This window comes from uncultured Cyclobacterium sp. (assembly GCF_963977555.1).
Classification (GTDB): Bacteria; Bacteroidota; Bacteroidia; order Cytophagales; family Cyclobacteriaceae; genus Cyclobacterium.
In genome coordinates, this window is the sequence record NZ_CAXBPD010000018.1 from 1 (window position 1) to 12,895 (window position 12,895).

Annotated in this window: 13 protein-coding genes; 5 read left to right on the forward strand and 8 right to left on the reverse strand. The window is 38.2% G+C overall.

Annotated elements, in window-relative coordinates; all coding sequences use genetic code 11:
* Positions 1 to 408: 408 nt before the first annotated feature.
* From AAC073_RS19230 to yihA, 8 genes are all read right to left on the reverse strand, one after another.
* On the reverse strand, positions 409 to 1,125 hold the full coding sequence (locus tag AAC073_RS19230) for a phage Gp37/Gp68 family protein (protein ID WP_339925433.1): 717 nt from the start codon (positions 1,123 to 1,125) through the stop codon (positions 409 to 411).
* 1 nt (position 1,126) lies between these two features.
* A complete protein-coding gene (gene tcmP, locus AAC073_RS19235) occupies positions 1,127 to 1,969 on the reverse strand; it encodes a three-Cys-motif partner protein TcmP (protein ID WP_339925434.1) in 843 nt (280 codons plus the stop codon).
* 9 nt (positions 1,970 to 1,978) lie between these two features.
* The gene (locus AAC073_RS19240; protein WP_339925435.1) at positions 1,979 to 4,585 is read right to left on the reverse strand and encodes a DEAD/DEAH box helicase family protein; all 2,607 of its coding nucleotides are present in this window, start codon (positions 4,583 to 4,585) and stop codon (positions 1,979 to 1,981) included.
* The gene (locus tag AAC073_RS19245; protein WP_339925436.1) at positions 4,582 to 6,525 is read right to left on the reverse strand and encodes a site-specific DNA-methyltransferase; all 1,944 of its coding nucleotides are present in this window, start codon (positions 6,523 to 6,525) and stop codon (positions 4,582 to 4,584) included. The genes AAC073_RS19240 and AAC073_RS19245 overlap by 4 nt, the downstream gene beginning before the upstream one ends.
* Complete coding sequence (locus tag AAC073_RS19250; RefSeq protein WP_339925437.1) at positions 6,522 to 6,833, reverse strand: helix-turn-helix transcriptional regulator; 312 nt, start codon at positions 6,831 to 6,833, stop codon at positions 6,522 to 6,524. The genes AAC073_RS19245 and AAC073_RS19250 overlap by 4 nt, the downstream gene beginning before the upstream one ends.
* Positions 6,834 to 7,288: 455 nt before the next feature.
* Positions 7,289 to 7,606: a hypothetical protein gene (locus AAC073_RS19255; RefSeq protein ID WP_339925438.1), complete on the reverse strand. Its 318-nt coding sequence runs from the start codon at positions 7,604 to 7,606 to the stop codon at positions 7,289 to 7,291.
* Between the two features lie 5 nt (positions 7,607 to 7,611).
* Positions 7,612 to 8,046, reverse strand: coding sequence for a DUF5606 domain-containing protein (locus AAC073_RS19260; RefSeq protein ID WP_339925439.1), 435 nt, complete (start codon positions 8,044 to 8,046; stop codon positions 7,612 to 7,614).
* A 61-nt stretch (positions 8,047 to 8,107) separates the two neighbouring features.
* Positions 8,108 to 8,707: a ribosome biogenesis GTP-binding protein YihA/YsxC gene (gene yihA, locus AAC073_RS19265; RefSeq protein WP_339925440.1), complete on the reverse strand. Its 600-nt coding sequence runs from the start codon at positions 8,705 to 8,707 to the stop codon at positions 8,108 to 8,110.
* Positions 8,708 to 8,823: 116 nt separating this feature from the next.
* Here yihA and ubiE point away from each other — a divergent pair, with 116 nt between their 5' ends.
* Genes ubiE through AAC073_RS19290 form a run of 5 tightly spaced genes read left to right on the forward strand, consistent with a single transcriptional unit; the run spans position 8,824 to position 12,682 of the window.
* A complete protein-coding gene (gene ubiE / locus AAC073_RS19270) occupies positions 8,824 to 9,546 on the forward strand; it encodes a bifunctional demethylmenaquinone methyltransferase/2-methoxy-6-polyprenyl-1,4-benzoquinol methylase UbiE (protein ID WP_339925570.1) in 723 nt (240 codons plus the stop codon).
* Complete coding sequence (locus AAC073_RS19275; protein ID WP_339925441.1) at positions 9,495 to 10,274, forward strand: outer membrane beta-barrel protein; 780 nt, start codon at positions 9,495 to 9,497, stop codon at positions 10,272 to 10,274. Before ubiE ends, AAC073_RS19275 begins: the two co-directional genes overlap by 52 nt.
* A 60-nt stretch (positions 10,275 to 10,334) precedes the next feature.
* On the forward strand, positions 10,335 to 11,096 hold the full coding sequence (locus AAC073_RS19280) for an SDR family NAD(P)-dependent oxidoreductase (RefSeq protein ID WP_339925442.1): 762 nt from the start codon (positions 10,335 to 10,337) through the stop codon (positions 11,094 to 11,096).
* Positions 11,093 to 11,866 (forward strand): M15 family metallopeptidase, encoded by a 774-nt coding sequence (locus AAC073_RS19285; RefSeq protein WP_339925443.1) that lies wholly within the window; start codon positions 11,093 to 11,095, stop codon positions 11,864 to 11,866. The genes AAC073_RS19280 and AAC073_RS19285 overlap by 4 nt, the downstream gene beginning before the upstream one ends.
* 45 nt (positions 11,867 to 11,911) lie before the next feature.
* Positions 11,912 to 12,682, forward strand: a complete 771-nt coding sequence (locus AAC073_RS19290; protein ID WP_339925444.1) for a ThuA domain-containing protein — start codon at positions 11,912 to 11,914, stop codon at positions 12,680 to 12,682.
* Positions 12,683 to 12,895: the final 213 nt, after the last annotated feature.

Genomic DNA, 12,895 nt, shown 5'->3' on the forward strand with positions numbered 1-12,895 from the left:
TTGCACTTGGCTTCCCTAAATCTCTGAAAAATCCCACTCAATTCACCTAAATCTCTTCTTTTTTATTTTCTAAGCAGACCCTATTTAGTCTGTCAGTTGATTTCGACTTATTTCAATTCGGTTAGCATTCAAAGTTCAGTTTTCTCTTTTTTGCATGAAGCACGACGTCTCTAAAATGCGTAGTGCGGGATTTCAAGGCACTTCACTTTCCGTTTACCGAAATATTTATTTAATGTAATTGATTTCATATCAGTGCATTCGCCCGCATTACATATAGCCAATGTTTTGCTCTCGTGCTTTCTTTTCTTTCGTTCGTGCGCAGGGAAAGACAGACTCTTTGACAAGCTTTGGCTGGTTCGGCTGGCTTGAGCGGCTTGGCAATGTGTGTGGCTGATGTGGGCTGGTTTATTAGGCATATTCATTTGGCATTTCATCATATGTTTGTCCATTTAATTCTCGCCCTGCCTTTTTCTTATTTGTTCCACCCCATTGCTTAAAAAAGAATGCTGAACCAAAAATCTCACATTGATCTTTTATTTCTAAAACCCATTCCTTTTTCATGGGTCTTGGTTTTCTTCCGCTTTCTCCACCAACAATTACCCAATCAATATTAGAAAAATTTATCCCTGCGAGAGAACCAATTAGTGGTTCACAGGAAAGGAATTTAACTGATGCATTGTTCAACCGTAGAAGGTCAATTCTATTAATAACTCGTTCGTCTTCTACAGATGTTCCGAGCCAGATATTTTTACTCCAGGTTAACTCATCATTTAACTCAAGCACTCTTTCTGGACGTTTCGTAAGGACTTGAAAAACATGACTCAAATTATCATTCATGACTTTAAATACATCCTTTATAAAGTCAATTGGCACATCAGGATGAAACAAATCACTCATAGAATTTACAAACACCATTTTTGAGCCTTTCCATTTATAGGGATCCGCTAATGTTGTCGAATGGGTTCTTACTTTCTTAAATCCGTCTTTGTATTTTTCCAACCCCATAGCTTGTAATCGTCTCGACATAACCTCTGCATAGCAGAACTTGCAACCTGACGAAACCTTTGAACAACCTGTTACTGGATTCCATGTCAATTCTGTCCACTCTATCGATGATTGTGCCATATTATTTCTCCTTTTTGATAATGTCGTTTGCAATTTTTACAGCTACTGGAACATTAGAGGCTGCCATGAAATGAAAAAGTACTGCATTTGTACTATTCCGTAACGGCAAAGGATCAGAAACATGTTTAAATATTGTTCTCAAACGTTCTTTGTAAAGTATTGCAGCTGCTTCAACTGCATTTTCAATTTTCTTGAACTTCCGTTCACCAAATAGATCCAATTGAGGGTCTTCATAATAGAATTTATCTTCTATTTCCTTTGGGTCAAGTCCGAAGAAATTCCCTAAAGTCTCAAACCAAACTTGCCCAGATTTCTCCTTTTTCTTCAAAAGTCTATTGATTCCAATTCCTGTAGGTACCAAAATCCATAAATCAACACCTAGTCCTTTCAATGAATCTAAAGCGTCCCATTTGACTTGCATACCGTACGGATCAATAAAAGCAATGGCCTTGTAGTTTTTCCCTTTGGGACTTTTAAGAAAACCTGCCATATCCTGTAGTTTCTGATTACAGTCATCTCCACCCGCAACCACTGATTTATCCGTTAAAGTAGGAAATTCCTTGTTTATAATTCTTTGAAGCAATTGAGCATTGTCTAAATCCTTCTCAACAAAGTAGTAGAAATCAAATTTTCTTGGTTCATCAAAGCTCAGGACCTGCCGTGCCGTGCCTTCAATAACTTCTTCCGTTTCCTTTTTGGTCTGAATGTCTCCTGAACCCGCAAAACCATCAAAATAGATAAGCTTCCAAGGCTTACCTTTCATGATTTGCATATATGCGTGCAAGTATTTCTTGAATACTCTAATCTTTATTTCTGTCCATTCACCTCCAAATTGATTTGCCACAGCTATTCATTAAAAAGGTGAATTTGAATTATCTAAAATCTGCATGAGCTCAGATTTCCAGTTCAGTTTTCCATTTCTGATTGATTGAAAGAAATCTGTGTAATTATCTGGGGATAGAAAATAAAAATGGTAAGACCATTTCACTCCCTTTTCTTGTAGCTTTTCATTTAAAACTTTGAAATGCTCTTGAGCATCCCTGTATTTTGCTCTGTTCTTTGGATGGCTGTCGCCATCAGCTTTTATCTCTATGACAAGCATTTCATTCTTGCCCTTCAATTTCAAAAAGAAGTCAGGATTGAAATTTTCGCGTTTTACGTGACTTGAACCTGTTTCTGCTGGTTTGTATGAGTACGGGAATGAATAGAACCCTTTATCCGGAGATTTTAGAAAAGAGTCAATGATTTCGATATTCGCTTGTAAAGCCTTCAAGAACTGACGTTCCGGTTCAAATGAAACATAAACCAGATTTTGTACGGTTTTCAAGTTTTCATCCGTTACTTCAATTAGGTTTTCTTTTAAAAAGTCTATCTCGGCAACCTTTCCCCCATATTTTTCTATAGATTCTCGAACGACATCGAAATTCTCTTTATCTGATAAGTAGTCCTTCAGAATCGCATATTCTTCTTTCTTAAGTTCATTCAATCCCTGTTTGGAGTAGAAAAGATATCCATTCCGTTTTATACTGCTTTCTGAAAAGGTTTGAGTAGGAAGGTTCTTTAGTTTTATCTCTCTTGTATTGTGTGCTTTTAAAATTAGGCGGACTACCTGCTTGCCTGCTTCCCTAAACATGGGGCCAAACGCCTGTTTGAAAGTGGAAAGGTTTTCCCGGCTTACGTAAGTTGAGTCGTAACCTAGATTATCTAGTTTGCTGCTTAAGAATTCCTGAATTCTTTTGATAGGCCATTCCTTCGAAATCTCAGGATCCTTGTCCTTAAGAAAGAGTTTGATTTGTCTTGCAGCTACTTCAATGGGTTCATTATCCTGAATTTCAATTTCAAAACTGACGGAACCAGATTCAGAATACTCGCTATAGGTTTGCTTTACTTTATTTTGAGGCTTAAGCTTTTCAACCTTGGGTTCCTTTGAAGAAGACTGTTTTTCACTTCCTACTGTTTTTTGATCAGCTATGTAATCCAGATTATAAAGCGGAAAGTCATATTGCTTTCTATTCTCTGAATAACCATAACTAATTCGGTTTTCTAGTTCCAGTACTTCTTCATACAGGTCTTTAATTTCCTGTGACCATTTTTCATGGTTATTGATTCGCACATATACTGGTTGTTCAACACCTTTAGGGATCCTCAGACCTCTACCCAACACTTGTGCAATAAGAAGTTTGGAATTAAATGCTCGCTGTTCATGTGGTACAATCTGGAAAACATTTTTTACATCCCATCCCTCTGTCAGCATGGCTACAGAAATAATCCATTCCACTGGATTATCAGGTTCATCCACAGTCTTTAACGTGGACAGATTTTCCTTCCTTACTTTTTCAGGGCTTTCTATAATCGATTCAATGATGCCTTTCTCCTGTTTATTGGAAGGAATACCGGAAGCCACCCAAATCACTTTTTTAGAAGCTTCCTCAAAACTGATTTTTTCCTTTTTCGAAATGTATTCTGAAAGCTCTTTCCAGATTTCAACGGTGCGGTAAATCCGATCTGCTACCACAATGGTAAGCGGTTTCAATTTACCACTATACTTTTGAGCGATCTCATTGTGGTTGTGCCAGGTTTCATCCCAACCTTTATCCTGATCCGCTTCTTCCAGTTTATAGTCTATCTTCTTGACTACTCCGTCTTCCATAGCCTGCTTTATCCCATATCGATAAATAACATCATGGAAGTAATCATTTGCAACGTATGGGGTTCCTGTTACACCAATGTGATAAGCAAAATCATATTCTGGATTGATGATAAAGTCAAACCATTTCTTAGTGGCCGCTTCATTTGGACTGTAGATATGATGCGCTTCATCACTAATTACAAGAGTTCTTTGTCCTTTGCCTGAAAAGCTGTCTTGAATGGATGAACCAGTGCGTTGGTATACCGCATGAATATTTTCTACGCAAATATCTCCGCTCAAAATGGGAACGTTTGCATTCTTAATACTTGGTGCAGGATACACCGCTCGCAATTCTTTCAGGATTTGTTGATTGGTTTGGCTCCCGGCTAGTTGCTCAAATTTCTTTTTGAGCTCTTCTTCAATGGTGAGCGAAGGGCATAGAACTAATACTTTGTCCACTAAACCTTCTGCTAATGCTAATTGAGCTACACCATAAATGACCCAACTTTTTCCTGTTCCGGTAGCCAAATCAATACTTGCAGCCTTCTTGTCCTTTATTTGAATATTGAGCAGGTATTGCTCAAGTGCATTATATTTTAATTGCAGTTTGGAATTGTTGTTCCAGTTTTCTTCCGCTAATTCTTGGGTATTTTGGTATTGGTCTGTTACCAGAAATCGTAATGACCTGCGAATAGCTTCTCTTACATGCTCAAAATCTTCTGTGGTGATTGCATCCAGGTATGCTTCATACTTTCCCACAATGGCATTAGTCCGGTCAGTGAAATCATTGACTTTTAGAACAAAATCGTCTTGTTTATATTGAAGGCTCATGCGAAGTCCTTTTTAGTGCGTATTACTTTTAATTCATTGCCATATTTATCCATGAAAATGATCATCATCTTTTCCCCAGCAAATGATTTTTCGGGAATGCGAACAATGGCTTTTTCAGCTTCAGTATCTAAAATTTTATCCGCCCAAAAGACTTTATTCAAATGAAAATACTCTCCATTGTAATTGGTATCCACCATCACCATGGAGAAAGTTTCAAAATTTTCAAAGTCTTCGGGGTCGTAGGCAAGGGTATTTGACTTGAATTCTGTTATCTCAATGATGTAATCCTTGTCGGCAGCATTGAAAAGATCCTTGTTGTCAGGTGTTGCTCGTTTGTAATTGGCTGTTACTTGCGGCTGAGATATGAAATCAAACCCAATGGCGTCCATTACTTCATTCACATCTGTCTCGCTTGCTGGTTGTTTTAGTGCTCCTGGTTCTCCTTTATTGATTAGAGCCATGAGTACAGAAAGTGGCACTTTCAGAAAAACATAAATTGTATTCCCATGCCTGATTTCATCCTGCATAAAGCCTAAGGATGAAATAGGAGCAATCACATAGAATTTGTCACCAGCTCTACCGCCCAAAGCTTCGTGAAGTGTTTTCACATATTCTTCATCCAGCAATAAATCTTTTTGGTTGGGATAATCCCAGATATATGCAGAATTGACTCCTATGTAGCCGTCAACTTTCAGGCTATGGACCTTATGTTTACTAATTCTAACTCCAAACAACTGCGCCACAAAAGGACGGTATTGCTCCCAATCCATTTGAAGTATGAGCTGATTATCATAAATCCCTGAATGATATAAGGTAAACTCGTTCCCTTTAACTTCTCTTGGCCTTCCTGAAAGAAACTCATTGAAAAGAATTCCTTTCATTTTACATAGTCTGCTTTGTATAGTGTAAATTGACATTTTACCACAATCCAATGCAATCCACTTCCTGTTAAGATATTCACTTGCACATGCAGTTATACCACTCCCACCAAAGGCATCCAAGACAATGTCCCCTTCATTAGATGATCCCAAAATAATCCTTTCTAAGAGAGGCAATGGCTTTTCGGTAGGGTAGCCTACACGTTTAACCCCATCCTTAGGATATCTACCAGCGATAGCCATTAACCAATGATCTTCTGGTACTTTTCCGTCAGGAATTTCATATTCTCCATCAATAAAACCTGAACCACGAAGGCCATCTTTAAAGTTCCCCTTAGTCTTCTCATCATGTGCCGTCCGTACCATATCTGCATTGAAAATCCAGTCATTGGACTTTGAGTACCAATAAATATTATCATGCTTTCTGTTGTACTGCTTCATGTGCGGTGAACCCGGACCATAATAATTCCAAATTATTTCATTCTTGAAGTTATGTTCACCAAATATCTCGTCCAGTATTGCTTTTATATAATGACCTTTTTTCCAATCTAAATGGACGAATATTGATCCATCATCAGCTAAAATCTCTCTCAACAAGATCAACCGCTTTCTCAGAAACTCAATAAACTGCGCACCAATGATTTTATCACGATATGCCTTTTCCCGGTCTTTCATGAAATCCTGCTTAGTTGCAAAAGGTGGGTCTATGTAGATGAGTTTTATTTTGTTTTTGGTCTTGTATAGATTAGGTCCCTGTTGGTCTTCGTAAATGGCTTTTAAAGCCAATAGGTTGTCACCAAAAATGAGCATATTACTCCAGTCATCTTCGAATGTATTATCGCTGTTGAAGCTCCTGATTTTTTGAAGTGGGGCGGCTGGTGTATTGGCAATGATGTCTTCTTTCCGTGCCTTTCCTTTATAAACCAGTTTGTAGTCTTTTGTCGCCTCTACAAACTCGGTGTCTTCCGTATTAAACAACTTTTGCTTGTAGATTGATGGAATGGGTTTTCCTTCGTCCAAGCATTTTTTAATTATTTCTTTATCCTTTTCGGTCAGGTTCATTGAGCGGTTTTCTTATTTATTTTGTAATACTTCAATTGTTTTTCTGCCACTTTCAAAGCATCCAGTCCAAAAGGTTCGTCTTTAAGTTCAGAGGCGATTTTTTCACCCCAAAACTTTATGCTCACATCTTTTTCAGTCATTTTAAATACCTTAGCCAAAAGCGGTAGCATATCTTTATTGGGTTCTCTTTCATTCCTTTCAATCTTACTTAGTGTCGATTGGTCAATGTCGAGCAAGGCAGCCAATTTCCTTAACGGCATTCCCAAATCTTCTCTTTTTGTCCTTATGAAATGCCCAAATGATTCCATTTTCCTTTATTGTCTTGACAGTTTTGTCAAATTTAGTCATTCTTTCAGCGTTGGCAAAAAAATAGGCTCTTTTGGTTTTTTGCGTTTGGATTGTGTGTCGGCAAAAACCAAATGTGCCTATTTGCGTGTTGGCTTTTTCTGCATGTTGCCCAACATTTGCACAAAGCTATCCTTTACCAGAAGAGTTACGTATATATCGACTATGCACCCAACTTCTTCGGTTTGTTTTCTCCTGTCAAATTAAGGATTTCGGACATGGAATCTAAGGGGCAGACCACATTTTTATTTGAAACCGCCAATTTATGACTGTATATCTAAAAAAATGGAGCAGTTAGGTTCCAATAATTCCTGGACTATCTTTGAATCCAAAATAGCCACTAGCTTATTATTATCTTATTCACTCACTTCCCAAAAAATAGTAAAGGCTTCTACAGGTCCTTACAAAAACCAGGGTTTTAACCACTGTATTTTCTTCGAAAATGCACCTTTATCAATTGCCTATCTACAATTGCCAATGACATACGGTGGGTGAGTTCTTCGGGTGGGCTTTGGTTTAATATTTCACGGACTTTTCCCTCTCCGAGATCTAGGCGGTAACAAAGCTGTAAAAATCTTTCAAATTCCCGATTGAGTAACTGGGAAACCATTGGGGCTATGGCTTTTGCCAAATCATCTCGGTCCACACTATCGGGAGTAACCGACAGTTGCAGTAAATCCTTTAGGTCTACTGCAACTGTTTTAATAAGTTCTGAATCTGTATTAGACGGATTCATCAATATTATTTTTCTTCTTCTTTGGAATCAGTTTCATCTGCCGCTTTTTCTTCTAAAACCTCAGGACATTGATCACGAAGGATATGGTACCAATTGATCAATTTTTTGACATCAGAAGCATAGACCCTTTCCTCATCAAATTCAGGAAGGATATGCTTCATAAAAGCTTGGTATTCTTCTTTGTCCGCACCTTCCAGGCCTGTGTCGCCTTGAAATTCCTTTTCAATTTTATACATGATATCCTGAAGTGGCGACGCCCCTTCTTCAGTCAAGGTATAAATGGATATTTCACTTAGAAGCGATACCCTTTGCGCGGCACCTACGACCAATTTACCTTTTTTTTCATCCAGAGATTCGAGGATTACCCCACTTCTGCTGGGCTTTAATACTTTATATAAACCTGGTTTTCCAGAAACAGTGGCAATGTCTTTAAATTCCATGATAGTTTTTTTTTGGCTATAATTATAAGGTTAACTAGAGAAAGACTGGGGCACTTACCCCCTACTCGTAGTATTCCGATACGTTTTCTTCTATAAATTTAGTCACTTCATCTCTACCTACTTTCGTCGTAGCAGAGGTCACAAAAAAGTCAGGTGCCTCAACAAACATTTTATCCATTTCATCCAGAAAGCGATGAACATGTTCTGAAGTCTTAGATTGAGACTGTTTGTCGGCTTTTGTAAAAATAATGGTTACAGGTAATTGCAATTGTCCACACCAGTTAATAAATTCTATGTCTATGGGCTGGGGTGGCAAACGACTGTCGATCAAAATAAAAACCGAAACTAGATTTTCCCTTTCTGTAAGGTAATTTCGAATCATTTTATTCCATTCGGCCTTCAATTTCTTATTGGCTTTCGCAAATCCATAGCCGGGAAGATCTACCATAAACCAGCGAGAATCAATTTCAAAGTGATTGATTAGCTGCGTTTTACCTGGCCTTCCCGAGGTTTTAGCAAGATTTTTATTATCAGTAAGCATGTTAATAAGCGAGCTTTTGCCAACATTGGATCTACCAATAAAAGCAAACTCCGGCTTAGTCGGTGCCGGACACTTTGTATGGTCACTATTACTCATTAAAAAGCGTGCATTCTTCAACATGGCCCTTTTTTTTTACAAAGGTAACTAAATTCCTGAATGGTCTCCAAACCATTAATTCATTAACAATTTTCCATTGCTCAAGTTTACTTAGTAATATTGTAATGAAAATAGAAGCCATGTCAGTAGTTCCATACAAAAATCAAAAAGAAGGCAAAAAGCAACAGGTTGCCAACATGTTTAACAACATTAGCAAAAATTACGATTTGCTAAACCATGTTCTGAGCATGGGAATAGACATTATCTGGCGAAAAAAAGCCATTAAAATGTTGAAAGATGACCAGCCTAAGTTAATTTTAGACATAGCGACTGGCACAGGTGACTTTGCCATAGAAGCCCTCGCGCTGAAACCGGATAAGATAATCGGGGTTGACATATCTGAAGGTATGCTCAATGTGGGTCGTAAGAAAATGAAGGAAAAGAAACTGGACCACCTTATAGACTTACAGATGGGTGATTCAGAAAAGTTACTCTTTGAAGAAAATAAGTTTGATGCTGTAATCGTTTCTTTTGGAGTAAGGAACTTCGAAAATCTTGAAAAGGGCTTAGCTGACATGTATCGGGTCCTTAAACCAGGAGGGAAAACTGTCATATTGGAATTTTCCACACCAAAAAAATTCCCGATGAAACAAGCTTATTCCTTTTATTTTAAATATATTTTACCTCAGATTGGTAAAGTCATTTCTAAGGACAACTCTGCCTATACCTATTTGCCCGAATCGGTAAAGGCTTTTCCTGATGGAAATGATTTCATTAATATTCTTGAAAGGGTAGGTTTCAAAAACACACAATGCAAAACGCTAACATTTGGCATAAGTTCGATATACATTGGTATAAAGTAGTACTTTTCTCTTTGTGCTTGCTCTTTTCCCAAATCCAACTGGTAAATGCGCAACAAAAAAGTTTTATCTTTAACCCATCAGGTAGTGACAACAATGCCTTGTCCTATGGCTTCTTCCTTGCGGCGCATAACAGCTCGTTAAGAATAAAGTATTCTGACAATTTCCTCAACCCTAACTACCCTGCTCTTGGTAATGTTAGGGCTATAATGCCAGCATTTTCTCCTGGGTTTGCCTTGGGTTTTCTTATTACGGCTAGAATGCATGATCAAGTAAACTTGCTCTTTAACCCTAAAGTAGGTTTTTATGAATATAGAACAGAATTACAGCTTTTTACAGATGATCCAAATGCTGTTAACGGCATAGGAATCTCTACGGTACCTTTGCTTACCGAAGAAACCCTAATTGAATTGCCCCTATTGCTCAAGTACAAGTCTCAGCGGTTTAACAATACCCGAATGTTTTTTGTAGGAGGTATAAATGGCCAGTTCAGAACCAAAAATCAAGAGGAAGCCAATGAAGATCCTGTTGCATTGAAAGGAACAGATTTTGCATTGGAAATGGGGCTCGGATTCGATCTGTATTTTCAATTTTTCAAATTCTCACCTGAAGTCCGTTTTTCCCATGGTCTGATGAACCTTTACCAAGAAGGTCATTCCGACGATCGATTGGCTGGAGCCATTTCAGACATTAGAAGAAAATCCATTACACTGTATTTAAATTTTCAATAAACCGGAAGGATTGGAACCCTTATGATTTTTAATCTTAGGGGAAAAATTTTAACTTCCCTTATGGAAAAGAAAATTGCATTTATCACTGGAGCAACCTCCGGTATAGGAAAAGCTTGCGCAATATACCTCGCTGAAGAAGGTTTTGCTATTGTTGCATGTGGACGTAGGAAAGAAAGACTTGTAGCACTAGAGGCACTCCTTCCTGAAGATACACCTTACCAATATTTGGTGTTTGATGTCAAAGAAAAAAAAGCTGTTTACAGTGCCATTGACTCCCTACCTGAAGATTGGCAAAAAATAGAAGTCTTGATCAACAATGCAGGAAACGCTCATGGCTTGGATTTTATCCAAAATGGAAGTGAAGACGATTGGGATGCCATGATGGATATCAATGTCAAGGGTTTGCTTTACGTTTCTAAAAAAATCATACCTGGTATGGTAAAAAGAAAGCAAGGACAAATCATCAATATCGGCTCGACAGCAGGTAAAGAAGTATACCCTAAAGGCAATGTATATTGTGGTTCAAAACATGCCGTAGACGCAATTACCAAAGGAATGCGCCTGGACCTGAATCCTTATGGCATCAAGGTAATGGCCATCAACCCTGGTTTGGTAGATACAGAGTTTTCTCTCGTACGGTTTAAGGGCGATGAAGACAAAGCAACAAATGTTTACCAAGGTTTTACTCCCCTCAAAGCAGAAGACATCGCAGATGTAGTTCGATTTGCTGTAACGAGGCCTCCTCACGTGGTTTTGGCAGATGTAACCATTCTCCCAACTGCCCAAGCCAGCACTACACTGTTGCATAAAGAGGGCTTATGAGAGCAATAGTAGCTGGCCTAATAAGTCTTATTGCCCTGGCCTGTGGGCAAAGCAAACAAGATAAAAATTTGGAACCAGCAATAGAAGCCCAAGATGAAATAGTGCTTCCACACCCTATTCAATTGGATACTTCTATTATAGATACTGTTTCGGTTAAGGGAGCTTTGGAACAACGGCTAATAGATGCAGGACTTGTAGACCTACAAATGGCAATTCCCGGAATATTGGTAGACCTTAGGTATTCAACAAGTAATAATTTCTTTGGTAAAGATGTATATGGGGAACTAGATAAGGCCTATATACAACCAGTGGTAGCTGAAATGTTAAAAAAAGCGCAACTTGCTTTGGAACAACAAAACCCTTCATTGACCTTTTTGGTATTCGATGGCGTTAGGCCTCAATCTGTTCAACAGATCTTATGGGATGAATTGGATAAACCGGAAAAAGTTAAACCGCTTTACGTAGCAGACCCAAAAAAAGGTAGTTTACACAATTTTGGCGTAGCTGTAGATCTTACCATTGCCGACCGGAGCAGTGGAAAGCCACTGGATATGGGAACTGATTTTGATTTTTTCGGTTATCCAGCTTATCCAGACAGAGAAGCTCAAATGCTGAAAGAGGGTAAAATAAATCTACAGCAGATAGACAATAGAGAATTGCTTCGAGAAGTGATGAAAGAGGCAGGTTTCAAGGGCATTGGTTCTGAATGGTGGCACTTTAATGCATTTAGTCGAAAAATTGCCAGTGAGAAATTCGAGATTGTTAAATAAAAACGCTATAATCGTTCCATATTTTAATTAAAAATAACCTAACCTATGAACATTCTAAGCAATAAACTCAAATTATATTCACTCCTGGCATTATGTCTTATATTGACAGGCCTTCCCTCTATTGGTCAAGCCCAGCAATTTAGGGCTTTGGTCCTAAGTAAAACTTCAGGATTCAGGCATCAATCCATCCCTGAGGGTGTTGCCGCCATAAAAAAATTGGCAGATAAGCACCGATTTAATGTATATGCCACAGAAGATGCCAGTTTGATTAACGATAAAAACCTCGAAAAATATGATGTCATCATAATGATGAGCACTACAGGTACCATTTTAAACGAAGATGAGAAAGCAGCTTTTGAGCGCTTCGTAAATAGTGGAAAGGGTGTAGTTGGAGTTCATAGCGCTACAGATACAGAATATGATTGGCCTTGGTATACCAAATTGATTGGTGGGCAGTTCAACCACCACCCTCACCAACAAACTGCTAGGATAAAAGTAATGAATGGAGACCATCCGTCAACTTATCACCTTAATGACAAATGGCTATGGACAGATGAGTGGTACGAATACAAAAACTTTAATTCGGATGTAAATATCCTTTTACAACTGGATGAGACTTCCTATGATGTAGGAGAACGCAATGGTAAAAAAATGGGTATGGGGGCCGTGCACCCAATTTCCTGGTACCATGAATATGATGGAGGAAGAATTTTCTACACTGGTTTAGGACATGTGGAAGAAGCTTTTGAAGATGCTGATTTCCTAAAACACCTTTATGGAGGCATCTGGTATGCTGCAATGGGAAAACCATTGTAAGGCTATCCACACAATGAAATAGAACTCTCAATAGATGCAATCCCAATATTAACCCACCTTTGCTAACATTTGTAGTGAAGGTGGTTTTTTTTGCCTATTAATTCTAAAAGATGATTTTTGTAATGGAAGATCAATTACAAACCTAAATCGATCATTTTAATACATGTTGATTGAACTTATACCAATTTTAATTCCTTTTTCATCTTTCCCGAA

Bases quoted from the DNA above. Each gene is read 5' to 3' on its own strand.
- AAC073_RS19230 (WP_339925433.1), bottom strand. From the start codon at position 1,125: ATGGCACAATCATCGATAGAGTGGACAGAATTGACATGGAATCCAGTA.
- AAC073_RS19240 (WP_339925435.1), bottom strand. From the start codon at position 4,585: ATGAGCCTTCAATATAAACAAGACGATTTTGTTCTAAAAGTCAATGAT.
- AAC073_RS19245 (WP_339925436.1), bottom strand. From the start codon at position 6,525: ATGAACCTGACCGAAAAGGATAAAGAAATAATTAAAAAATGCTTGGAC.
- AAC073_RS19250 (WP_339925437.1), bottom strand. From the start codon at position 6,833: ATGGAATCATTTGGGCATTTCATAAGGACAAAAAGAGAAGATTTGGGA.
- AAC073_RS19255 (WP_339925438.1), bottom strand. From the start codon at position 7,606: ATGAATCCGTCTAATACAGATTCAGAACTTATTAAAACAGTTGCAGTA.
- AAC073_RS19260 (WP_339925439.1), bottom strand. From the start codon at position 8,046: ATGGAATTTAAAGACATTGCCACTGTTTCTGGAAAACCAGGTTTATAT.
- yihA (WP_339925440.1), bottom strand. From the start codon at position 8,707: ATGTTGAAGAATGCACGCTTTTTAATGAGTAATAGTGACCATACAAAG.
- ubiE (WP_339925570.1), top strand. From the start codon at position 8,824: ATGTCAGTAGTTCCATACAAAAATCAAAAAGAAGGCAAAAAGCAACAG.
- AAC073_RS19275 (WP_339925441.1), top strand. From the start codon at position 9,495: ATGCAAAACGCTAACATTTGGCATAAGTTCGATATACATTGGTATAAA.
- AAC073_RS19280 (WP_339925442.1), top strand. From the start codon at position 10,335: ATGGAAAAGAAAATTGCATTTATCACTGGAGCAACCTCCGGTATAGGA.
- AAC073_RS19285 (WP_339925443.1), top strand. From the start codon at position 11,093: ATGAGAGCAATAGTAGCTGGCCTAATAAGTCTTATTGCCCTGGCCTGT.
- AAC073_RS19290 (WP_339925444.1), top strand. From the start codon at position 11,912: ATGAACATTCTAAGCAATAAACTCAAATTATATTCACTCCTGGCATTA.